This window comes from Arthrobacter sp. D1-29, assembly GCF_054130585.1.
Window position 1 is genome coordinate 2598410 of record NZ_CP096383.1, and the last position, 24183, is coordinate 2622592.

Genomic DNA, 24183 nt, shown 5'->3' on the forward strand with positions numbered 1-24183 from the left:
ACGACGGGTGTCCGCATACTGGGTTCCCCCCAGAGCTGTGTCCTGGAACACAGTCCCCTCAGGTTAGCGCCGGAACAGGTCTTTTTTCAACGGCTGGCGAAAAAAGACTTTCGTTGCCGGGTTCGTGGGAGTTGCGGTGCGGGGTCACTTGCCTGCGCATCGCAAGAAGGCTACTTGTTCCTGCCCCTCGCCACGACGTTCCAACGCTCCACGAGGGTGCCACGGCTGGTTACCGCGAGGTCGTCCACCAGGTTGATCGCCAGGCAGACGTGGTTGGGGATCACGCGCAGCCGGTCGCCGAGGGCCGGCCGGGTTGAGCTACCGGGCCATTCCACGGTGGCATGGTGTTCTGAGAGGGCAATGATTCGGGCATCCGGGTGGTCCATCAGGCGCCCAAATCCGGTGGCCCAGGCCGGCCTGTCGCTGCCCAGGATCTTGCTGCCGGCGTCAATGATGAAACGCGCCGGAGCGTCCGGGGAGGTCTCATGGTGACTCACCACGGTGGCAGCGACAGTCAGCGCAATGTCCTCCACGGCGCACCGGCCAAGCTCCAGTTGCTGCGCATCGCCAAAGACGTAGACCCCGGGCCGCACTTCCGTGGCCGCAGACCCCTCCGTCAAAAGAGCGGTAGGGGTGGATCCTCCGCTTCGGCAGGTGGCCTCGAACCCTGCCGCCTCCAGTGATTCGGCTGCCAGGAGCAGCGCCTGATGCTCCTGTGCGGCGGCCTCTGCCGGCATCCCAGGGGCGTAGCTGTGGCCCGGGAAGGTGAAGACGCCCGCAACCTGCAGCCCGGCACGGGACGCGGCTTCGGCAACCGCCGCCGCTGCCTCCGGCCTGACGCCGCTGCGATGGTGGCCGCTGTCGATCTCGACCAGGACGCTGACCCTCCCGGCCACATGACCGAGGCTTGATCCGAGCATGGCGGCCCCCGCTGCAGAGTCCACGCCTACCGAGATCCTCACGGCTGATGCCAGGTGCCGGAGCCGCCCGGCCTTGTGCGGTGAAATCCAGAGCGGGTAGGCGATGAAGATGTCGTCGATTCCCGCATCAGCGAACACCTCCGCCTCGCCAATGGTTGCGACGGTCAGGCCGGCTGCTCCGGCGGCCAGCTGCCGGGCCGCGATCTCAATGATTTTGTGGGTCTTGGCATGGGGGCGAAGGGTGAGGCCCCTGTCCCGGACAGCAGCAGCCATCCGTTCGATATTCCGTTCAAGGATGTCGAGATCGATCATGATGTCCGGAGTATCGATCTCAGGGGGAATGGTCACGGCGGAGTTCTCCTGGTTGGCTGGAGTTATCGGGCAAGCAGGGCAAGAAACCCTTCAAGCTGGTCGGCAAGGCCGGCGCCAGTACTGGCAACGGCACCGGCTCCCAATGCTGCCCCGATCTGTGCTCCCAGCAGCATGTTCAGGAGTTGTCTCGCCAGGGTGTCGTCGTCGACGGCGGCCTTGACGTCCCCCGCGCCCCGCGCCTCCGCGAGATATTGCCGGATGGCAGCAAGCCACTCGTCCATGGACTGCTGGTGGATCTCCGCCTTCTGCGGGTCATTGACCGCCTTCTGCCAAAAGGGGATGACGATCCGCGCCTCGTTCACCCGTTCCTCATCCAGGGGGAGCACCTCCAGGCAAAAGGCCCGCAGTGCGGACAGCCCGGATTTGCCTTCTGTCACTGCGGCGATGCGTTGGTTGGTCCGGTTGAAGACGTGCCCGAACGCGAACTCCAAGAGGTTGTCCTTGGTGGGGAAGTAGGGCTTGAGCGCGCCATTGGCGAAGCCTGCCTCCAGCGCAATCTCCCTCATGGTGGCGCCTTCAATGCCCAGGCGGGCGATGATCCGCCACGTGGCATCCACCAGTTCCAGCCGGCGTTCGTCATGGTCAACAATCTTTGGCACCGCGGCCGCTCCCGGAAATATTTCGCACAGACTCTTGTGAGCCATCTTACGTAGCGTTTATTCTCTACAAGTATAGAAAATAAAAACGCGACCAGCCATGGTCCCGGACAAAGGTCACCCATGATGCTTGCAGCAGCTGACACAGCAACTCCGTACCGCCTGGCATCAGCCAGCGAGGTCACCGAGGTCCAGGCCATCCTTCGCGCCGCCGGTCACCTGGGCCCGGAGAAGCGCGTCGCCTATCTGGGCCTGCTTGACCCCGCCCGCGGGGACGCCGCCAGTGCTGCCGTCGTGGGGACTGTCAACGGCGGGACGCCCGACGGCGGGACGCCCGACGGCGGTGCTGCCGCCAGTGCTGCGGTCGCCGTCGCGGTCCCTGCCGGGGACCGCCGGTTCCGGATCTTTATCCATGACATCTCTGGTGGAGCTCCCGCGGACGTGGTGGTTTCCGTGACCCGCCGGGAGGTACTGTCCGCCGTCGAACTTGATACCGGGATGACCGGTGAACTCCCGGTCCTGGAAGAGGAATTTGAGGTGGTGGAGTCGCTCCTGGCCACGGACGACCGCTGGCTGAAGGCGCTGGCGGACCGCGGACTCGACGTCACCAAGGTCCGTGTCGCCCCGCTCTCGGCAGGGGTGTTCGAGTACGCCGAAGAGAAGGGGCGGCGCATCCTGCGTGGCCTGGCGTTTGTGCAGGATTTCCCGGAGGACAGCGCCTGGGCGCATCCCGTCGATGGACTCGTGGCCTACGTCGATGTCGTCAGCAAGGAAGTCACCCAGGTCATCGACCTCGGTGCCATGCCCATCCCGTCCGAGCACGGAAACTACACGGATCCGGACCTGACCGGGCCCCTGCGCACCACCCAGAAGCCCATCAGCATCACCCAGCCTGAAGGCCCGAGTTTCACCGTGTCCGGGGGAAACCACGTGGAGTGGGAAAAATGGAGCGTGGACGTCGGCTTCGACGTCCGTGAAGGAGTTGTGCTGCACAACCTCGCCTTCCTGGACGGTGGGAGAAGGCGTCCCATCATCAACCGGGCCTCGATCGCCGAGATGGTGGTTCCGTACGGTGATCCGTCTCCCATCCGGTCCTGGCAGAACTACTTCGACACCGGCGAATATCTCGTGGGTCAGTACGCCAACTCGCTGGAGCTGGGCTGCGACTGCCTCGGTGACATCACGTACCTCAGCCCCGTGATCAGCGACGCCTTCGGCAACCCCCGGGAAATCCGCAACGGCATCTGCATGCACGAGGAGGACTGGGGCATTCTGTCCAAGCACTCCGACCTCTGGACAGGGATCAACTACACCCGCCGCAACCGCCGCCTGGTGATCTCCTTCTTCACCACCATCGGCAACTACGATTACGGCTTCTACTGGTACCTATACCTGGACGGCACCATCGAGTTCGAGGCCAAGGCCACCGGCGTCGTCTTCACCAGCGCCTTCCCGGAGGGAGGCTCGGACAACATCTCACAGCTCGCCCCCGGCCTGGGCGCACCCTTCCACCAGCACCTCTTCAGCGCCCGGCTGGATATGGCAATCGATGGCTTCACGAACAGGGTGGAAGAGGAGGACGTGGTCCGCCAGGCCATGGGACCGGGCAACGAACGCGGCAACGCCTTTTCCCGGAAGCGGACAGTGCTGACGAGTGAATCCGAAGGCAGCCGGGAGGCCGACGCCCGGGCAGGCCGGACCTGGATCATCTCCAACCCGGAGTCGAAGAACCGGCTGGGCGAGCCTGCGGGCTACAAACTGCACAGCCAGAACCAGCCCACCCTGCTGGCCGATCCGGAATCATCCATCGCCCGCCGCGCAGCCTTCGCCACCAAGGATCTGTGGGTCACCCGCTACTGCGACGAGGAACGCTACCCCACGGGGGACTTCGTGAACCAGCACTCCGGCGGGGCAGGACTGCCCGCCTACGTGGCACAGGACCGGGAGATCGACGGCCAGGACATCGTCCTCTGGCACACCTTTGGCCTCACCCACTTCCCCCGCGTGGAGGACTGGCCCATCATGCCCGTGGACACCGTCGGCTTCAAGCTCCGGCCCGAGGGCTTCTTTGACCGCAGCCCTGTCCTGGATGTTCCTGCCAACGCAAGCCAGTCCTTAGGCACCTGCCACAGAGCCGGCGGCAGTGACGCCGGCTCCGGCGCCTGCCACTAGTACGGGCCGCCGGGACCCGGAAAATGACGACGACGGCGGGACTGGCCCGAGCCAGCAGGCCCGTCCTGCATCCGCGGTTATGCGCCGTGGTGGTGGCAGGCTCCAGTGCCGTGCATCTGTGGCTTGCCGCCACCAGCCGGCATGGCGCTTGGCTGGGTGCACTCATGCTGGTTCTTGCGGTGGTCTGCCTGCCCTGCGTTGTGCACATCTGGGAGCACAGCAGAGTGGCCGCCCTCCGCAGGGTGATGGCCTGTGCTGTCGGCATGGTTGCCCTCCACGGGCTGCTGCTGGCCGCAGGCGGCGCAGGCGGCCACGCGCACGGCGGTGTTCCGGCGTCGGACGCTCCAAGCGTCAATGGCGCCGCCGGACTCCTGCTGGTCATCGCCCTTGAAATCACGACGGCGTTGCTCGCCGCAACGCTGCTGGCCCGCCTTCGGCGCACATCGCCGTAGGCATGAACAGTCGCTATAAATAGATGTCCGAGGGCCAACCACGCTGCATTAAATGAGGGCCGGGCAACCCTGTCCGCACGTCCGGGTTCTCAGTACACTGGAACGCATGACCGAGCAGGAACCGGCCCCACGCAGGGCCGCTGCGGATTCAGAAAGCAGTGCAGGCCACCCCGAGGATTCGGCCTTCGCCTCCACATCTGTGGAGGACGGGGAGGCCCCCGGCCTGGTTGACCCGGACGCCGTCGACACGTCCTTGCGCAGTCCGCAGGAGCGGTCCCGGACCTTCACCGGGATCCTGGTGAATACCGCCCTGGCGAACATTACCACCAGCTATCTGTGGTTCGCCCTGACCTTCTGGGTATATCTGGAGACGCGGAACGTGATCGCCACCGGGGTGATCGGCGGGGCCTACATGCTGTTGATCGCCCTTTCCAGCATCAGCTTTGGCACCTTTGTGGACCGTTACCGCAAGCTGGCCGTGATGCGCTTCGCCGCCGCTTTCACGCTGGTGATGTTCGTGCTGTCCGGGGTCATGTTCCTGCTGACCCCCACCGCACAGCTGCTGGATCTGACCCAGCCGTGGTTCTGGATCTTCGCGCTGATCATCCTGGCGGGTGCCGTCGTGGAAAACATGCGCAACGTAGCCCTCTCCACCATTGTCACCATCCTTATCGAACCGGACCGGCGGGCCAACGCCAACGGCATGGTGGGAATGGTGCAGGGGCTGGCCTTCATCGTCACCTCAGTGCTCTCGGGGCTCTCGATCGGTCTGCTGGGCATGGGCTGGACCGTTGTTGTGGCCGTGGTGCTCACCGTACTGGCTTTCGCGCATCTGCTCTTTCTGCGCATGCCGGAAGAAGTACGGGTTGCCGCCACCGACGCCCACGGCGCCTTCGACCTGCGCGGTTCCATCGCCGCCGTGTTGGCCGTTACCGGGTTGTTCGCGCTGATCCTGTTCTCAACGTTCAACAACTTCATTGGCGGCGTCTACATGGCGCTGATGGATCCGTACGGGCTGGAGATGTTCCCCGTGGAGATATGGGGAGCCGTCTTCGCGCTGGGGTCAACCGGCTTCATCATTGGCGGCGCGTTGGTGGGCAAGTTCGGGCTGGGGCCCAACCCGTTGCGCACCATGCTTCTCGCGGTGGTGGTGATGGGGGTTCTCGGTGCTGTGTTTACGGTGCGCGAATGGGCGTGGCTGTACATCGCCGGTATCTGGCTGTACCTGGTCCTGATACCAGTTGTGGAGGCAGCCGAGCAGACCGTCATCCAGCAGGTGGTCCCGCTTCAGCGGCAGGGCAGGGTCTTCGGGTTCGCCATGGCATTCGAGTCGGCTGCAGCGCCGATTACCTCCTTCCTCATTGCGCCGATCGCCCAGTTCTGGATCATCCCGTACGCGCGGTCCGCTGACGGCGCGGCCCACCTGGCACCGCTGCTTGGCGAGGGCACCTCCCGCGGCATCGCCCTGGTGTTCCTGATTGCCGGGATCATCATGCTGGTGGCTGCGTTGCTTGCCTTCCTGACCCCGGTTTACCGCCGGGTTTCGGCGTCATATGCGCAGGCGGCCGCAGACGCGAAAGAGGCAACGGATACTGTTTGAGCGCGTTTTAGGCCCGCCGGTAATCCTCATCAGGCACGGCGGGAAACCGGCGTGTGATGATTCCCTAGGAGACCGGCACATCGTCATAGGCCTCCTGAGCGTCGGGCATCACAAAGGTTTCACCGTCAGCCTGACGCCGAACGGCATCAGCGGCCAGGGACAGGTACGTGCTTGCGGTCCACGTGTAAGCGCGGTCCCGCAGTCCTTCACCGGTGAGTGCGTCGAAGTTCTCTGCGAAACCGCTTGTCTCGCAGAGGCGCCGGAACCGGCTGCTGACAGCATCCGCCATCTCCAGGTATCCGCCCCTGCGCAGACCGTCTTCGATGAGGTAGGTGGACGGCGCCCAGATGGGACCGCGCCAGTACCCGTCCGGTTCATACAGCGGCGAAGCCGGCGGCTGGGTGGCCGGACCCCACTCAGTGAGATGTTCTGCCAGCCGCGCCGCCATGGTTTGGCCGACTTCCGCGGGAAGCCGGTCCGAAATCACCAGCGGAAGCAGGTTCAGGAGGCTGGTGGACGTACTCCACCTCCCCGTGATGGGGGCGTATGCCCGGAACACTGAGCCGTCCCAGAGGCTCATGAGGCCCCGGTAGATCCGGTCCCTATGCCCGCGCCACATGCCTTCTTCTTCGGTTTCAAGCTCAGCCGCCAGGTCGATCAGGACGTCGAGCTGATAAATAAGGAATGCGGCCAGATCGGGGGATTCTATGAGGCGGTCCAGGTCGAACGTGGTGGAGTTGTCCCACCCGCTGTCATTTCCGTGCTGGTAGTAGGGGAGATCGCGTCCCGGGCTGGTGCGGTGGTGGATCCAAAAACTTGTCCATTGGGAAAGGGCGCCGTAGATCTCGGTGAGCAGCTTGCCTTCCACCACTGGCTGGTTTTGGCGGAGTTTGGAATACGCCCACCCGTGGATTGGTGGCTTGACGTAGTTGTACAGGAGCTCGGAGTGCGAGATGGAGTCCGGCAGTGCTCCTTCGGGCGTTTGGTGATCGAACGGTGCCAGGAACTGGTCCCAGGCTTCGGCGGCGAGGCCGTTTGCCAGGGCCAGGGCGTTAAAGCAGTGGTCCCAGCTCCAGACTTTGTCCATCCAGTGTTTGGACATGAGGACCGATTCGCGCCGGAGGAATCCCAGGGGGCTGACCGTCGCCGAATAGAGAACATAGGCCGCCAGTGGAGCCGCCGGGGTCCGTTGGGTCCGCCAGGGGGCAAGGCGGTCCAGATAGTCCGCAAATGCCGCGTCAGCCCGGTCGAGTGATTCTTCGAAGGTCTCCGGGAGCGCCAGTGGTTTGCGGGCGGTGCGGAATTCGTCGATGGCGATTTCCCACGTTCCCTCCGGGGCGCTGACCTCGATCCAACGCTCCGCCTGCCCCAGCGCTTCGGCCCCGACGGCGGACAGTGTGCCGCTGAGAACGGTGATCCTGTACCTCAAGCCGGTTTCATAGGAGGTGAAGCACCAGCCCTTGCTGGCCGGATCGTAGTAGAAGAACGTTCCGGTAAAAGGAGTGAGGCTTGCCGCTGCGTCTTCCAGGCGCAATGCCAGTCCCTGGCCTGAGATCCGCAGGATTTCCGGCCCGTCGAAGACAGCCTCAACCTTTGCGTCTCCATCGATCCACGAAAGCGTGGAGCTGTTGGTTTCAACAGAGGCGGCCACCTTCGCGCCGTTCCGGCGGGCCGTGAGGCGCAGGATCCCCGTGAGGCCATTCTGATGGCCGTTTTGGTGCGTCACGAGGTGGATGTCCGGCGCGCTCTTGTGGAGTCCAACCACCCGGGACAGGTTAAGCCAGGATCCGCGGGTACTGAAAGGGATGTCGTCAATGTCGAAGCTGACACGGGAAGTTTTGGGCATGGCTGATCCTGTCAATGGGTTGGGGGCGGCGGAGAGCCGGGGAGTAGGTGGCGGAGGCCGTGTCAGTCTTTGACCGCGCCGGCGGTGACGCCGGCAGAGACGTACTTCTGCGCTACGACAAGCAGGACGGCGGCAGGAATGGATGCGACGACGGCCGTTGCCATGATGGCGTTCCACTGCTGGTTGTTGTTGCCGATGTACGCGTAGATGCCCAAGGTGATGGGGCGCATGGCACCGCCGTTATTCAACGTGGAGGCGAAGATGAAGTCAGACCAGGCCCACAGGAAGGCGAAGAGCGAAACGGTGACCACGGAGTTCCGGCTGACCGGCATGACAATGGAGCGAAAAGTCCGCCAGTGGGAGGCGCCGTCGATCTTGGCCGCGTTCAGCAACTCGTCAGGAATGCCGGACATAAAGGCCGAAAAGATCAGCACGGCAAAAGGCACCGCGATGGTTGAGTCAGCCACAATCAGCCCCGGGAGCGTGTTGAGGATTCCCAGGCCCAGATAGATGGCGTAGAAGCCCATGGCGATGATGATGGCGGGGATCATCTGGGCGATCAGCATAAGGAAGTTCAACAGCCCCGTGCCGCGCGGTCGGAGCTTGGCTAGGGCATAAGCGGCGGGGGCTGCCACCGCCACCGTCAGGATCACGGTGCCCAAGCCCAGGATGAGGCTGGTTCCCAGGAATGGCATCTGCTGCTGCAGGACAGCCGCGTAGCCTTCGAAGGTCACGTCGACGGGGAACAGGCTCGGCGGGGATTTCCTCATATCGGTGCTGGGGGTCAGCGAGACGTTGATCATCCAGTACACCGGAAACAGCATGATGGCTGTCAGAACGATTCCAAGAATGGTCTTGAAGGAAAAGCGGCGGGTCTTCACAGGTTTTCCTGTCTACTCTGCACACGGATATAGATAAAGCCGAAGACCACCGCAAGCACGATCAGGAGGTTTCCGATGGCTGCTGCAGGGCCGAAATCGGGCAGGACCGAGCCGAAACCCAGCTGGTACGTCCAGGTGGCCAGAGTGGTGGAGGACCCGGCCGGCCCGCCCTTGGTCATGATCCAGATGATGTCGAAAACCTTCAGCGTGTAGACCAGGCCCAGCAGGATGGTGATCGCCGAAACCGGCCGGAGCAGCGGAAGTGTAATCTGCCAGAATTTCTGCCAGGCGTTGGCTCCGTCGATGGAGGCGGCTTCATACACGTCGGTGGAGATGCCCTGCAGGCCGCTGTAAAGGATCACAAGGTTGAAGGGCACACCGATCCAGATGTTCGCGATGAGGACGGCGGCAAGGGACCAGTCGGGCGACGTGAGCCAGTTGATCTGCGGCATTCCCATCGCTGCGAGTGCGGCGTTGACGATGCCCGAATCGCTGTTGAGCATCCACGACCAGGTGGATGCCGAAACGATCAGCGGCAGCAGCCACGGAACCAGGAACAGCGCCCGCAGAGTCCCGGAGAGCCTGAACCCGGAGTGGAAAAAGACTGCCAGCGCCAGGCCTATCCCGAACTGGAAGACGATGGAGACAACGGTAAAGGTGGCAGTGTGCGAGACGGCCGGCCAAAAAGTGGCCGAGGTGAAGACTTCGATATAGTTGTCCAACCCCGCGAAGGGGGCGTTTCCCTGGACGAAGCTGCGGACCGTGTAGGCCTTCAGGCTCAGTTCGATGTTGCGGTACAGCGGGTAGGCATAAAAGACGGCAAGGTACACCAGCAGGGGTGCCAGAAAGGCAGCCGCAGCCCAGCGCGTTGACGCCGCCGCCCGCCGCGCACGGGCGGGCACTGCCTCGAGCGTCCCGACGGCGGGGAGTGCTTCCCGCTGTGCAGTCCCGATATTCACGGGTGACATGTGATTCCTTCAGTTGGGGCGCCATTTGGTCAGGCGCGCGGTGTGGGCGCAGGGTCAACATGGTCCCTACGCCCAAACCACTACTTGGTTGCCGCGGCCGCGGCCGTCTGTGCAGCTTTTGCCGCATCCTGGGGCGTGGCGGACCCGGTCACCGAAGCCTGGACTGCTGTCCACAGCTGTTCAGAGATTTTCGGATACTTGGTGCCCAGGTTGTCACTGGTGCGCCCCTTGGCAGCGGCGACGGCGTCGATCCACGGCTTCAGGGTTGCGTCGGCCGCCAGCTGGGCCTTCTGCGCTTCCTCAGTGGGAGCGATGTAGTTCAGCGTGTTGTCCGTAGCCACCACATTGGAGGCATTGGTGAGGCACGCGATGACCTTTTTCGACGTTTCGTACCGTCCGGTCTCCTTCTGTACCGGGATGGTCAGGAACTCGCCGCCGGTCGGGGCAGCTGCGGCACCGCCGGACTTCGCAGGGATCGGCATGACCTCATATCCGGCCTTGGCAGCGTCCGCCTTCTGCCAGGTTCCGTTCTCGGCGAAGGCAAAGTCGCCGGCCATGAACTCCTGCCAGCTGGTGGTCTGCGTGTTGTTGATGACCGAATTGGGAGCATGTCCCTGCTCGATCCAGTCGCTCCACAGGGCCAATGCCGAGACTGCGTCGCCGGAGGAAAGATCATCAAGTTCGGCGCCGGAACCCCAGAACCAGGGCAGGAACTGGAAGCTTCCTTCTTCGGTTCCGACGGCCGAGAAGGTAATGCCCTTCTTGCCGGAGGCCTTGACCTTTTCGAGGGCCGCATTCAGGGACGCCCAGTCAGTCACGGAGGCCGGATCAACCCCGGCTGCTTTCAGGATTTGGGGATTGTAGTAAAGGGCGAGGGTGTTTGCCCCGATGGGTACACCAAACGTGTCGCCATCTATTTCACCTGCAGCCAGGAGGTTCGCCTGGGTGGCTGAAGCGTCCAGGCCACTGTCCTTGGCGGACGTCAGCACGCCGGCCTCCGCGAGTGTGGAAACCACCGGGTTGTCCACGAGGAGAACATCGGGCGAGGAACCCTGCTGGCCGGCCAGGAGAGCCTTGCTGGTCAGATCACTGGTGTCGTAGGCGGTCCGCTTGATCGTAGCTCCGGCCTCGGCACCGCATTTGTCGATCGATGCGGCCCACGCGGACGATGCATCGTACTGGGGGTACGGGTCCCAGAAGGTAAGTTCGCTGGTGCCGGCCGCCGTTGTCGGGGATGGCGCCGAAGAACAGCCTGCCAGCCCGCCTCCGGCCAGAACGGCCAAGGCAAGGACTGTAGCGGATCTGGCTTGGATTGATTTCTTGTAAAACACGGTAATCCTCTCTGAAAACGTGCATTGCTGGGGATGGAACTGGAATTGAGGAATCAGCAGTTGGTGAAGCCTGATTTTGGGCGTGGGGGAGTAGCTCGAGGACTATGCCTGGTCCACGAAGGGGTGAACTGACTACTTACTTGACCGTGCCGCGGTCCACCAGTTCGGGGGCGACAAAGCGGACGAGGGGTTCGCCGGCCTGGTCGGGGTTATTGATCCTTTGAACGAGCCGTTCCACTGCCATCCGGGCCAACTCACTCGGAGTGGTCTCGACAGCGGTGTAGGGCAATGAGAAGTCGCGCCCGAATTCCTTGGCATAAAGGCTCACCACGGACAGGTCCGACGGGACGGAGATGCCTCGGTTGCTGAGGAACGCGGGGAGGGCGGCGATGGTCGCATCATTGTGGACGATCAAAGCCGTAGCGTCGGGCCGGGAGCCCAGCATCAGTTCAAGGCTGGTCTGGATTCCTGGCTGGCGGGATTCGCCGTAGAACGTGTGCAGGTGGATGCCGTACCGGGCCGCACGTTCCTGGGCAGCGTCCCGGAAACGCCACGTATATGCTCCGCCTCTCTCGAAGACGTGTTTTGGGGGACACAGCAGCATGATGTCGCGATGACCAAGCCCGTACAGATGGTCCACAATGACCCGTGCCGATTCGCCAAAGTCGAGATCGAAGACGTCAAGGCCATTGAAGTCACCAGGCAGCCCGATCATTGCTCCTGGCTGCCGTGCTGATCTCATCACCTCAACCCGCGGATCAGAATGGAGGACATCAAGCAGGACAACCCCGTCCACCATGTTCGACTCCGTCACCCTGCGCAGGGCGGCTGCACCGTCCTCCTCGGTAATCATGAGGATGTCGTAGCCGTGCGCCCGGGCAGCGCTGGACACGGACATCACGTACTGCATCATCGCCGGAGCAAACTCATCTGCATTGAAGTGAAGCAGCAGCCCCAGAACCATCGTTTTCTGGCTCGCCAGAGCCCGGGCCCCGGCGTTGGGCGTGAAACCCAGGCTTTCCACTGCCAGGCGTATGCGTTCCTGTGTGTCCGGGGAAATGGTGCGTTTCCCGGACAGGGCATAAGAGACAGTGCTGCGGGAGACGCCCGCCACACGTGCCACGTCGCCAATGGTTGCCACGGGTCCTCCTGTATCGAATCGGTTCGCTAAATATAGGCCCCCATTCCCGCTTATGGCAATGGCATGTAGTCGAAAGCCCAAAAACGCGGCACTGGAGTCGTCATAAAGGCGAAAAGGTTGATTGCTGGGGCGTCTTTCACCGTATCCCTTGTGGCCCCCATCACGGATATGTACACTGCTCGAACCGGTTCGACACCGTAAGACGTCATTCCTCGTAGCTCATGGATCAGAGGATTCAGAAGATGTCGTTCCCAGCGCTAAACACCCCACGACTGTCCCCAACCAAGAAAGCGATACTCGGTGAAACGACAACAACGTCCACTCCCCAGCCGTGTCCTCTCCGCGACCCTCGCCGGCGCACTGTGTGTCGGCGGAGGACTCACCCTGTTTGCCTCTTCGGGAGCACAAGCTGCCCCGGCGCCCATGATGGTGGCCGCGGCTGATGTTCCTCTTCCTGATGAGAACCTGATCCTCCACTACGATTTCGAAGCCAACCAGGTGGCCGGCTCTACGGTTACGGACCTGTCCGCCAAACACCTCAACGGTGCGATCGCGAACGTAGCTAACGCCACGTTCGTGAACGGCCGCACAGCGGGGACGAGGGCCATCAGCCTCCCCGGCGGTGCGGCAGGTTCGACGACGGCGCCCTACGTCACAGTGCCGAACGGGCTCTTCCAGAGCGCGAAGGCTATGACGGTGTCATCGTGGATGAAGTGGGATGGCGGGGCTGATTTTCAGTGGCTGTACGGCCTCGGCAAGGACCTGAACAACGCGACGTTCCTGACGCCGTCGTTCGCCGGCGATTCCAAAACGCGCTCCTCCATCAAGCCTGTCAACGGGACAGCCGAGGTCGGGGTTTCGGGAAGCGGCAAGATCCCGATAGGCAGCTGGGTCAATGTGACCACCACTATCGACCAGCAGACCATCACGTACTACCTCAACGGCATCAGTCTCGGGACGAAACCGGCAACGGTGGACCTGGTTGCGAAGATGTACTCGGCGACTAACACCACATCCGGGGCCTTGGGTAAGGCGTTTTGGGGCGGGCACCCCTTCTTCGACGGCGCGATCGACGACTTCAGAGTCTACTCCCAGGCACTGACCGCGGAGCAGGTGCGGACACTGGCCGGCGACACCGTTCCGAGGGCCGACTTCACGGTGGACCTGGGAACCAGCACCGGCCCCTTCCACGGCGGAGCTTCAGGCACCCTTTACGGGGTGTACGGCGAGGGGCTGCCCTCCAGCAATCTCCTCGAGGCCATCAAACTCCGCACCGTCTCCACCAAGGCACAGGACGGACCCCAGCACCCCGGAGCCGACGCGCTGGAAGTGGTCAAGCCTTTGGTTGACGCCTCCAACGGTGACGTGTACATCTACATGACTGACATATACCGCGGGTTCCCGTATCAATGGCCCGGGAACACGCCGGAAGAACGCCTGAACGACTACAAAGCCAAGGTTGCTGCCCAGGTTGATCAGGTGCTGCAGCTTCCCGTCGAGTACCGGGACAACATCGTTTTTGTGCCGTACAACGAACCCGAGGGGAACATGTTCGGCACGAGCACCTGGAGCTACAACAACATCAGCTGGCTGAACGACCCGCAGTACTTCTTCAAGGCGTGGGACGACACGTACAAACTCATCAGGGCCAAGATGCCAACGGCCCGGATCGGCGGGCCAAATACCAGCACGCTTTACAACCAGGTGCAGGGTTTCCTCCAGCACACGGTGGCTGCCGGTACGGTGCCGGACGTGATGACCTGGCACGAACTGAGCGCACCCCAATCCATCCGCAGCAACGTTGCCCGCTACCGGGGCTGGGAAAACACTGCGTTCGCCGGCACCGCCCTGGCCGGAAAGCACTTGCCCATCAACCTCAACGAATACGCCTTCAACTACCACACCTCAGTGCCTGGGCAGATGATCCAGTGGTTCTCTGCCATCGAGGATTCAAAGGTCGACGGCGACATTGCCTACTGGAACATCGACGGCAACCTCAGCGACTCGGCGGTCCAGGCGAACCGCGCCAATGGCCAGTGGTGGCTCCTGAACTCCTATGCCCAGATGTCCGGGGATACAGTGAAGGTCACCCCGCCCAAGCCCAATGTCAGCTACACCCTTCAGGGCGTGGCAACCCTGGACAAGGCCAAGGCACAATCACGCATCCTCCTGGGTGGGGCAAGCGGCAGGCAGCATGTGCAAGTTAATGGAGTGGACCCGGCAGTTTTCGGCGGAACAGTGCATGCCCTGGTCACCGAGATCGGCTGGAGCGGGCAGTTGGGTGACTCGGCCCAGCCGTCAGTGGTCGGCCAGCTGAACCTCCCGGTGACGAACGGCTCGGTCGGCTTCGATTTCGGTGCGATCCTGCCTGCCCTCAACGCCGACTCCTCCTACGAGATCATCCTCACCCCCGGCGGGAAAGCCTCCACGGGCACCCCCGCAACCGCGCTGTGGAAGGGAACGTACGAGGCCGAGAACGCCGCCTTCACCGGAACCGGCTACACGAAGAACGGACCGGAAGGGACGCCGTCGAACGTCTCCAAGTTCTACACCTCAGGAAACTACAACGTCGGCGGCCTCCGCACGGGGTCAGATGTCAAGCTCAACTTCGATGTCACCGTGCCGCAGACCGGCGACTACGATCTCAGCGTCTTCGCCAACTCCCTGAACACTTATGCGGCAGTCCAGGAACAGGGGCCCACCAACGTGTTCCTCACCGTCGACGGTGGAGCCGAGCAGGAAATGTACCTGCCGCTGGGCTACAAGTGGGTGGTCTGGGACCACGCAGACACCAAGGTCAAACTGACTGCCGGAAAGCACACCATCTCCCTGTCTGCGAAGAATCTGGCCGGAAGCAAGGGGACGAAGGGTGATGCCATCGTGGACAAGATCGACCTCACGCTGAAAAACCCTGCCGCCGGACAGGCGATCCACGAAGGCGAAAACGCAACCCTCAAGGGGGCGGCGGCCGACTACACCCGGACCGGCGTGTCCGGTTCGGGAACGGCACGCATCACTCAAGGCCAAAGCGCGACGTTCTGGGTCTACGCAGCGTCCGACGGCGAGGCGGAGCTTTCCGTGGACGTCCTTGGCACCGGCACTGCGAACCTGAGCGTCAACGGCCAGAAACTGGCCGAAGGAATCACCGGGCCGCTCACCAAGGCGGTGTTCCTAGCAGGCGGCATCAACAAGGTCCAGGTAACAGGTGATTCGGGCACACTCTACGTGGACCGGGTCCGCACTGGGGCATCAACCGGGAAGCTCACCTCCACCACCTATGAAGCGGAGACGGCTACGCTCTCCGGTTCCGCCGCCATCACCAGCTATCTGCTGGCTTCAGGCGGCAAGGCTGTGACGAAAGTTGGCGGAGATCCCAACAACACCAACACCCTCACCTTCGGAAGCGTCCAGGCACCCGCGGCCGGTACGTACGCGCTGACTGTGCGCTACTCCAACCAGGAGCAGTCTCCCGCCACGCACTACAACCCCGACCCGCTGGCACGCCACGCGGAAATCCAGGTCAACGGAGGATCCACCAAGCGAGGCTGGTTCCCCCACACCTTCCACGCAGACAACTTCTGGGAACTCACAATTCCCGTGGAGCTGAAGGCTGGAACGAACACCATCAGGTTCTCCTCCCAGGAGCTGCCGAACTTCAACAGCACTGAACTGCTCTCAACGTCCGCTCCGGAACTGCTGAGGTCAAAATACGCACCGAACATCGACCGCATTCGGGTGACCGCCTTGAAGCGACCGAGCTGAAAGGATAAATGGTCACGCTCGACGGCTGGCCCTGAGCCTGCAGCTGACAGGCTATTGGGGAAAAAATCCTAGTCACCGCATCGCGGAAGGAGGGGAGGCTTTTATGCCTCCCCTCCTTCCGGCGGTTCTTCGGTCGTGGCCTTCGGCCGGCTGCTATCCGCCTGCGAATACCAGGGTGGCGAGCGGGAACCCGACCACAACGATGCTGAGGGCGGAAACCAGTGTGGCGTAGGCGCCGTACCGTACGACCGCTGCGGGCTTCACCCACGGGTCACCGAAGATCAGGGCAACTGATGCGAGGGACGACGGCAAGGCGAAGCCCATCTGCGCGGCCAGGATCACCAGGGTGCCCACCAGCCTGTTGTCCACTCCGAGCGCTTCGGCCAGGGGAACGCAGACCGCCACGAACATAATGATCACCGGGACATTGTTCGCCACGTTGGTGAGGAGTGCGATCGCAAGTACCAGGATGAGCATGATGATGAACGGGCTCAGGTTGGAGGCGAACAGCGGGCCGAGGGCCACAACGAGGAAGGTGTTCAGCCCCACGGCGTCCTCGGTGAGCAGTGTGCCGAAGAGCATGGCGCACGCCACCAGTGAAATCACGCCCCACGGGATGGTGCGCAGCGCCGGACCGTGATCGAGGAGCGGTTTTCCCCCGACCCGGAGGAGCATCAGGAGAATGACGCCAAAGAGTGTCGGGACAATCAACGTAATGTCGTCAAAGAAGGCGACGATGCCCGACTGAGGGGCGAACAGGCTGACGAGACCTGGCAGGACCCAGGTGATGACTACGAGGGAGAAGATCGTTGCCGTCGCGATTTCCCGCCGGCTGAGCGGCGTGGCGTTCTCGGCCGCAAGTTCGGTGTAGTCCACATCCTTGAACCGTTCAGTGCTCGGCTTGGCGACGTACCGGAGGAACAGTGCGATGAGGCCGGCGGCGACGATTCCCACTGGAATCCCGACAAGCATGTATTCGACAAATCCGATCGACCCGCCCCCGGAGGCGCCCGCGAATACACCGAAGCCGATGAGAGTGATCGGATGGGAAATGGGGGTGATGGCGAAAGCGATGTTGATCAGGAAGGTGCAGCCGATGATGACAACGAGGGGGTACTTCTCGCCGTAGGTGTAGCCGAGTTTGCGGAAAACAGCGTTAAGGAGGGCGATCATGAAGACCAGGGTGGGGATCAGGTCCAGGAACATGCCCAGGAAGAAGGCGCAGGCGAACAGGGTGTAAGTGAAGGCCCAGGGGCTTCGCTGCGCCCACCGGCGTGAGAGGAACCAGTCGGCGATCCTGCTGGTGAGGCCGGACTCATTGAGGGCATACGTCAGGAGGAGGCTGCCGATCACAAAGGCCACCACCCAGCTGCCCGTTGACTCCTGGAGTGACTTCCAAATTCCGTGGAGGGACGCCGGTTCCATCACTGAGTTGATAAAGAAGGCGCTCAGTGTGACGCCAAGGACGCTCGGCCACACCAGATCGACGAATGTCCAAAGGTAGAGGGTGCCGGCGAAAACGCCCATCACCGCCATGCCGGTGGGTGTTATCGGAGCCGGCGCGGGGAGGAACGAAATCACCGCCATCAGGGCAAGCCCGATCAGGGTGTGGATGGCGTACGACGACCTGGTGCGTCGGCTCGACTTGGTGTCTGGGCTCGCGTCGGCGTCTGTGTCAGTACGCCGGAGCGTTGTTGGGATCATCATCGGGTCCTTAATAAGTTGTTCCGGATCACATCGACGTGATCCGGAGGCGTGGCAGTCGAGGTCCGTCAGTTAAGACGGGGAAATAATGAAGTTGCTGAACCCGCCCTTGCGGGCCGATATGCCGGAAATGGCCTCATTGACTTTTTCAAGCGGGAAAACGACGTGCTCAAAAACTGAAAGGTCCACGGCGCCGGAGCCGGCCATGTCAGCCATCGCCTGGCCCTCGCCGGCGCTGAACCAGCACGATCCGATCAAACGCAACTGCTGGTCCATCATGTGGTGCACATCAATGGGCACCAGCCCGGCCGTGGCCCCAATGTTGACGGCGATGCCGCCCCGCCGGAGCGATTTCAGCCCTTCATTGAAGACTTCGTGGTCAGCGCCGGGACCCAGCGCGTCGATGTGAACGTCGACGCCTTCGCCGGTGACGGACTTTACCCAGTCGCTGACGGGCCCGTCGGACAGGGAATGAGTCCGGATCCGATCCGGAGCCAGGGCTTGGACCTTCTCCAGGAGTTCCCGGTTGCGCCCGGTACCCAGCACGGCCGGCGCGCCCATGGCGAGGGCAAACAATGCAACGCCGAGGCCAAGGGTTCCGCTGATTCCGTTGATGAGCACAGTGGTGGTGGAACCGACTCCCGCCTTGCGGAGGGCCGCATACCCGGTGCCCAGGTACCCAAGCCGTGCCCCTGTTTCAAAGCTCACGTTTGCCGGAAGCTTTACCAGCGAATACTGGGGGGCAATCATGTACTCCGCCAGTCCGCCGTAGGGATAGCGGTCCAGCATCATTCCGCTGGTGGGCGTCAGGCCAAAGTAGCCGGCGAACGCGAAGTTCTGGCAGTGCATCCGGTTGTTCGACCGGCATTCGCGGCAGGAGTCGCAGTAGCGGCCGGGGTTCACATAAACGCGGTCTCCCGGCTTGAAGCCCTGCACGCCGGGGCCAACCTCATCCACGACGCCGGCTGGGTCCAGACCGAAGATGGCCGGCAGGGCGGGCAGTGGATTCTGCGGGAACCACGTGGTCCAGTTCCGCAGCACATTGGCCAGGTTGGGGACTATGTTGCAGGCCTTGATCCTGATGCGTACGTCCAGGGGCCCCGGGGACGGAAGAGGTACACGTTCGAGCGTCATCGGGGCAGAGACGTCGTGCATCCGGGCTGCCAACATCGTTGTTGTTTCAGTCATGTCTGGTCCTAGAGGGAAATCAGGGTGCGCGGAAGTGCCGCGCCAAGATAAATCGGGGAGGAAATGCGGGGATTCCCAACGATGCAGGAAGTCCTTGCAATGTTCTATAAGTGTTGCCGGTCACAGAGTGCGTCACCATCGCTTTCCCACTGGACGGGAAACATGTTTAGACGCTGTGGCGGCCAACATCAGCGCACAGCAAAGGGGACGGGGCGGCCAATGACCGCCCCGCCCGCAGGAGACTCTGCACGCCGTCGAAAGTCAGGGCATTTCGGTGTGGACTAGCTGATGTAGGGGTCGGCGATGCCGATGTATTGGGTGGTGGTGTATTCGGCGATGCCTTCGGAGCCGCCTTCGCGGCCGAGTCCTGATTGCTTGACGCCGCCGAAGGGTGCGGCGGCGTTGGAGATGATGCCGGCGTTGAACCCGACCATGCCGAATTCGATCTGTTCGGCCACCCGCAGCAGCCTGTTGAAGTCGCGGCTGTAGAGGTAGGACGCGAGCCCGTACTCGGATGCGTTGGCGAGCCGGATGGCGTCTTCTTCGGTGCTGAAGGTGGTGACGGGCGCGACGGGTCCGAAGATTTCCTGGCGGAGGATTTCGGCGTCGTTGGGGACGTTGGCGAGGACGGTGGCTTGGTAGAAGTAGCCGGGGCCGTCCACGGGGGCGCCTCCGGTGACGGCTGTTGCTCCGGCGTCGACGGCGGCGGTCACGAGGGCGTGGACGTCGTTGCGGGCTCCGGCGTCGATGAGCGGGCCCACCTGGGTTGCCGGGTCGGTTCCGTGGCCTGTGGTCAGGGCTCCCATCGCGGCGGCGAACTTGGTGGTGAACTCGGTGGCAATGGATTCGTGGACGAGGAACCGGTTGGCGGCGGTGCAGGCCTCGCCCATGTTGCGCATCTTGGCGGCCATGGCGCCTTCGACGGCCTTGTCCAGGTCCGCGTCTTCGAACACGATGAAGGGCGCGTTTCCGCCGAGTTCCATCGAGGTGCGCAGTACGTTCTGCGCGGCGTCGGCGATGAGGCGTTTGCCGACGGGGGTGGAGCCGGTGAACGAGACTTTCCGGAGCCGGGAATCCTTCAACAAGGGCCCGGATATCCCCGACGCCGACGACGATGGCACGACGTTCAGGACGCCGGCGGGCAGGCCGGCGTCGAGCATGGTCTGCGCGAAGTACTGCGCGGTCAGCGGGGTGAGCTTGGCTGGTTTGAGGACCATGGTGCAGCCGGCGGCCACGGCGGGGGCGACCTTGCGGGTGGCCATCGCCAGCGGGAAGTTCCAGGGGGTAATGAGCAGGCAGGGTCCGACCGGTTTGTGCTGGACCAGGATCTTGTTTTTGCCCTCGGGGGTGATGAGGTAACGGCCGTAGTCGCGGACTGCTTCCTCCGAGAACCAGCGCAGGAACTCCGCACCGTAGGTGACTTCGCCGCGGGCCTCGGCCAGCGGCTTGCCCATCTCCAGGGTCATCAGCAGGGCGAAGTCCTCGGCACGTTCGGTGACCAGGTCAAAGGCGCGGCGCAGGATCTCCGCCCGTTCCCGGGGCGCGGTCCTGGCCCAGGAGGCCTGGGCGGCGTCGGCGGCCTCCAGGGCGGCGACGGCGTCCGCGCTGGTGGCGGAGGCGAGGGTGGCGAGCACCTCCCCGGTGGCGGGGTCGTGCACGTCAAACGTGCCGCCGTCGGACGCGTCCCGCCACTGCCCGCCGATCAGCAGGCCGGTGGGCACGGTGTCCAGCAATGTGAGTTCGTTTAGTACGGGGACAGACATTCTCTTCCGTTCGTAAAAGGGGGGGCAGGAGGTGGAAAACGGCTGCAGGATGGTTTCCTGCCGCTCAGTCCGGCGCACGGTGCCTTTAGTAGGCTCTGACCCTCTGCTCAACCACCAGGTGGATGAGTGCGAACCTCTGCTCTTCATCGATGGCGCTGAGGGCCGCTTCGATGGCGGCAGGGATATCGGCGTCGCGTTCGACCTTGATTCCGAAGCCTCCGAAGGCCTGCGCCATGAGCGCGAATTCCGGGTTTTTCAGCTGTGTACCGGAGACCCGTTCGGGGTAGTGGCGTTCCTGGTGGGTGCGGATGGTTCCGTATTCCTGGTTGTCCATCACGATGACCAGGGGAGTGGCGCCGTACTGGGCTGCGGTGGCCAGTTCCTGGCCGTTCATGAGGAATTCGCCGTCACCGGCGATGGTCACCACCCGCCTGCCGGGGTACTCCAGGGAGGCGGCGATGGCGGAGGGAACGGAGTACCCCATGGAGCCATTGCGGGCGCTGATCATTGAGGCGTAGCGCTGCGTAGGAAAATAGCGGTGTGCCCAGTTGGTGTGCTCGCCTGCGCCAAGCGTTACCATCGCGTCGGCAGGCAGCGTGGGCACCAGGTTTGCCATCAGGGTGTCCATCCGGGCGGGACCAGCCGACGGCGTTGCCGGCGGGAGCGCAGCGAAGGCAACCTGCTCGGCCCGCATCCGTCCTGTCCAGGCTTTCCACTCTTCTTTCACCGGAAGCTGGATCTTGGCAAGGTCGCGAATGAAGACGTCGGGTTTGGCCACGATCTGATAGGAAACGGGCCCGGAACGGCCCCGAAGGGAGGGATCGATGGTGACGAGGAAGTTCTTTTTGTTCCAGTCCTGGCGGCAGAGGAATCCGTCGGTGATGACGTCGCCGGGGACGGTGCCAACGAAGATCAGCAGGTCCGTTTCTTCCAGCAGGTCGTAGGTGGGCCTGGGGCGGCCGTAACCTATAGGACCAACGTAGGAGGGGGAATCGAACGGTACGGTACCTTCCGTGCGCCACTCTGCGGCGGCAGGGATGTGGTGCTTTTCCAGCCATTCGGTGAGCTGGTCGGCGCCTTCCTGGGTCCAGTCGTTGCCCCCGGTGACAAACAGTGGCTTGGTTGAGGCGGCAAGGGCTGCCGAAAGGGCGTCTGAATCAGTGCCGGTCATTCCGCCGGTTGCCACCGGGATCGGCGGGTGCGGAGTCGGATCGATCTGCTTGCGGATGACGTCCTCGGGCAGGCCGATGACCACGGGACCTGGCCGTCCGCTCATGGCGGCGAAGAAGGCCTCAGCGACGATTTCGGAAGCACGCTCGGCGTGGTCCAGGACCATCACGCGCTTGGCGCCGGTATCGAACCAGGCTTTGATGTCGAATTCCTGGAACGCCTCGCGGTCCCGGTGGGCGAAGGGGATCAGCCCCACGAACAGCACCATGGGCGTGGAATCCTGCCACGCGGTGTGCAGGCCGACGTGGGCATTGGCGGCACCGGGTCCCCGGGTGACCATTGCCACACCCGGCAGCTGGTTCATTTTGCCGTCGGCTTCTGCCATGTAAGTGGCTCCGCCCTCGTGGCGGCAAACAATGGTTTCGATGTCCGCGCCATGCAGCCCGTCCAGGACGTCAAGGAAGCTTTCGCCGGGAACGATATGGGTGCGCTTGACGCCGTGGGCCACCAGGGCGTCAACGATGACGTGGCCAGCAGACTTCGTTGCGGCGGCCGTGCGGGGTGATGCGCTTCCTGTGCCCGGTGCTGTTTGAGGCGCTGTTTGGGCCGGCAGGGCCGGGTCGGGGGATAGGGACGCAACAGCGCCGCTTGGGGTTTCTACCTGTGATGTCATCTGAAATTTCCGTTTCCTTGTCCGCAAGCGAACGTGGGATAAGTGGGGTCGGCTAGCTAAGGTACTGCAGGCCTTTGGCCTCGAGGCGGGCGCGCATTCCGTCCACCACATCCAGGCTCAAGAGTCCTTGGGCATAGAGGGCGCGCTTCTCTTCTTCAGCGGCCTCCCGGCGCAGGCCGGCTTCAAGGACAGCAGCGGCATCCTCCCGGCGGACGACGCAGATACCGTCGTCGTCCGCGACGATGACGTCGCCTGGTGAGATGAGTTGGCCGCCGCACACAATGGGAACCTGGACGTTGGCCAGGGTCTCCTTGACGGTGCCTTGCGCGCTGATGGCCTTGCTCCAGACGGGAAAACCCATCCGCCTGAGTATCGCGAGGTCCCGCACGCCCGCATCGATGACGAGGCCGCGGACGCCGCGCGCCATGGCGGACGTTGCGAGCAGATCTCCGAAATACCCGTCGTCGCATGGCGATGTGGGTGTCACGACGAGGATGTCCCCCGGCTGGGCCTGTTCGAGTGCCACGTGGATCATCCAGTTGTCGCCCGGGGCCACCTCGCAGGTGACAGCGGTGCCGGCTATGGCGGCGTCCGACTGGCGGGGCTGCAATCGTGAGTGGAGAAGCCCGGAGCGCTCCTGGGCCTCGTGCGTGGTGGCCACTCCCAGCCCTGCGAAGGCCGAGGCGATCTCGGCGGGGGTCCGTACGATGGTGTTGATGACGCGGGCCATGGTTATGCCCCTACCGCGAAGTTGCTGTCCACGACGCCGCCGGCGGTGGTCCTGTCGGAGTCCTGTAGGAGGCCGGAGCCGATCATGACGTCAATGGTTGCCGCCAACGCCTCGGGTGAGACCCGGAGTCCTGCCGGCCACATGCCGAGGTCGCGGGTGTACGCCAGGCCGCGGGCGGCGAGCTCTGCGTCATCCGGCGTGGTGAGGCGCTGGTAAATGGGCAGCGTGACGGAGTCGTTGGCTGGGTTGTTGACGAAGTCATGGGCTTCGGAGAGGGCCGAGACAAGGTCCTGCACCAGCTCACTGTTGTCACGCAGCCAGTCTTCATTGCCAACGATGGCGGCGAAGATGATTTCGGGGATAACATCGGCAACCTCGCCGAGCAGGTTGTAGCCGGAGCGTTCGGCGAGGAAGTTCCAGGGTGCGGGCTGCGGGGCGGCGTCGATCCCGTCTTCCTGCAGGGCAGCCCAGCGGGTGGTGTGCACGCCCGCGAGGACGAAGCTGTAATCCTGCGGATAGCTGAGGCCGGCTTCGCGGAGCATCAGCTGCGTGTAGATGGCGGTGCCTTCAGTGAGCGACGACGTGCCGATCCGCTTGCCGCGCAGTTCCTCCAGCGTCGCAATGTCCGCCCGCGCCACGAGTGACATGGGGAGCCGCTCCGAGTTGGAGCCAACGATGCGCAGCGTGCCACCGGTCACGAAATCGGCGACGGCGCCTTCCGGAGGGGTGATCGCAAGGTCTGCTGTTCCCTCACGCACGGCCGCCGTCGCCTTATCGACGGAACCCAGCCGCATGTATTCGATGCTGATTCCATGCCTGGCGAAGATTCCTTGCTCGTCGGCGACGAAGACGGGCAGCCAGTTGAATCCCTGGGCAGCACCTGCGAAGCGTACTTTTTTAAATGTATTGCTCAT

At 63.3% G+C, this 24183-nt stretch carries 17 protein-coding genes; 4 read left to right on the plus strand and 13 right to left on the minus strand.

The annotated features are described in order from the left end of the window. Positions 1-170: 170 nt before the first annotated feature. Together M1E17_RS11695 and M1E17_RS11700 are read right to left on the minus strand one after the other, a co-directional pair. A complete protein-coding gene (locus M1E17_RS11695) occupies positions 171-1232 on the minus strand; it encodes an alanine racemase (RefSeq protein ID WP_457967721.1) in 1062 nt (353 codons plus the stop codon). A 62-nt stretch (positions 1233-1294) separates the two neighbouring features. Then, a complete protein-coding gene (locus tag M1E17_RS11700) occupies positions 1295-1891 on the minus strand; it encodes a TetR/AcrR family transcriptional regulator (protein WP_457967723.1) in 597 nt (198 codons plus the stop codon). 120 nt (positions 1892-2011) lie between these two features. Here M1E17_RS11700 and M1E17_RS11705 point away from each other — a divergent pair, with 120 nt between their 5' ends. The 3 genes from M1E17_RS11705 (at position 2012) to M1E17_RS11715 (ending at position 6112) form a co-directional block, all read left to right on the plus strand. Then, on the plus strand, positions 2012-4060 hold the full coding sequence (locus tag M1E17_RS11705; protein ID WP_457962220.1) for a primary-amine oxidase: 2049 nt from the start codon (positions 2012-2014) through the stop codon (positions 4058-4060). 23 nt (positions 4061-4083) lie between these two features. After that, positions 4084-4512, plus strand: a complete 429-nt coding sequence (locus tag M1E17_RS11710) for a hypothetical protein (protein WP_457962221.1) — start codon at positions 4084-4086, stop codon at positions 4510-4512. A gap of 106 nt (positions 4513-4618) precedes the next feature. Continuing rightward, positions 4619-6112 (plus strand): MFS transporter, encoded by a 1494-nt coding sequence (locus M1E17_RS11715; RefSeq protein WP_457962222.1) that lies wholly within the window; start codon positions 4619-4621, stop codon positions 6110-6112. A gap of 64 nt (positions 6113-6176) precedes the next feature. Here the strand turns inward: M1E17_RS11715 and M1E17_RS11720 are convergent, their stop codons facing one another. From M1E17_RS11720 to M1E17_RS11740, 5 genes are all read right to left on the minus strand, one after another. Then, positions 6177-7958 (minus strand): amylo-alpha-1,6-glucosidase, encoded by a 1782-nt coding sequence (locus M1E17_RS11720; protein ID WP_457962223.1) that lies wholly within the window; start codon positions 7956-7958, stop codon positions 6177-6179. Between the two features lie 62 nt (positions 7959-8020). Further along, entirely contained in the window at positions 8021-8782 is a 762-nt protein-coding gene (locus M1E17_RS11725; RefSeq protein WP_457967725.1) for a carbohydrate ABC transporter permease, read from the minus strand. A gap of 53 nt (positions 8783-8835) precedes the next feature. Beyond that, a complete protein-coding gene (locus M1E17_RS11730) occupies positions 8836-9807 on the minus strand; it encodes a carbohydrate ABC transporter permease (RefSeq protein ID WP_457962224.1) in 972 nt (323 codons plus the stop codon). An 80-nt stretch (positions 9808-9887) separates the two neighbouring features. Continuing rightward, positions 9888-11090 (minus strand): sugar ABC transporter substrate-binding protein, encoded by a 1203-nt coding sequence (locus M1E17_RS11735; RefSeq protein WP_457962225.1) that lies wholly within the window; start codon positions 11088-11090, stop codon positions 9888-9890. Between the two features lie 184 nt (positions 11091-11274). Further along, positions 11275-12279 carry a LacI family DNA-binding transcriptional regulator gene (locus M1E17_RS11740; protein WP_457962226.1) on the minus strand — a complete coding sequence of 335 codons (1005 nt, stop codon included), beginning with the start codon at positions 12277-12279 and terminating at the stop codon, positions 11275-11277. A 300-nt stretch (positions 12280-12579) separates the two neighbouring features. Here M1E17_RS11740 and M1E17_RS11745 point away from each other — a divergent pair, with 300 nt between their 5' ends. Continuing rightward, entirely contained in the window at positions 12580-16041 is a 3462-nt protein-coding gene (locus M1E17_RS11745; protein WP_457962227.1) for a LamG-like jellyroll fold domain-containing protein, read from the plus strand. A 153-nt stretch (positions 16042-16194) separates the two neighbouring features. Here M1E17_RS11745 and M1E17_RS11750 read toward each other — a convergent pair whose 3' ends face one another. From M1E17_RS11750 to M1E17_RS11775, 6 genes are all read right to left on the minus strand, one after another. Continuing rightward, positions 16195-17748, minus strand: coding sequence for an SLC13 family permease (locus tag M1E17_RS11750; RefSeq protein ID WP_457962228.1), 1554 nt, complete (start codon positions 17746-17748; stop codon positions 16195-16197). Between the two features lie 69 nt (positions 17749-17817). Further along, the gene (locus M1E17_RS11755; protein WP_457962229.1) at positions 17818-18933 is read right to left on the minus strand and encodes an alcohol dehydrogenase catalytic domain-containing protein; all 1116 of its coding nucleotides are present in this window, start codon (positions 18931-18933) and stop codon (positions 17818-17820) included. Between the two features lie 281 nt (positions 18934-19214). After that, positions 19215-20696 (minus strand): NAD-dependent succinate-semialdehyde dehydrogenase, encoded by a 1482-nt coding sequence (locus tag M1E17_RS11760; protein ID WP_457962230.1) that lies wholly within the window; start codon positions 20694-20696, stop codon positions 19215-19217. A gap of 85 nt (positions 20697-20781) precedes the next feature. Further along, complete coding sequence (locus M1E17_RS11765) at positions 20782-22539, minus strand: thiamine pyrophosphate-dependent enzyme (protein ID WP_457962231.1); 1758 nt, start codon at positions 22537-22539, stop codon at positions 20782-20784. A gap of 52 nt (positions 22540-22591) precedes the next feature. Continuing rightward, positions 22592-23269: a 4-carboxy-4-hydroxy-2-oxoadipate aldolase/oxaloacetate decarboxylase gene (locus M1E17_RS11770; RefSeq protein WP_457962232.1), complete on the minus strand. Its 678-nt coding sequence runs from the start codon at positions 23267-23269 to the stop codon at positions 22592-22594. Positions 23270-23271: 2 nt separating this feature from the next. Beyond that, the gene (locus tag M1E17_RS11775; protein ID WP_457962233.1) at positions 23272-24183 is read right to left on the minus strand and encodes an ABC transporter substrate-binding protein; all 912 of its coding nucleotides are present in this window, start codon (positions 24181-24183) and stop codon (positions 23272-23274) included.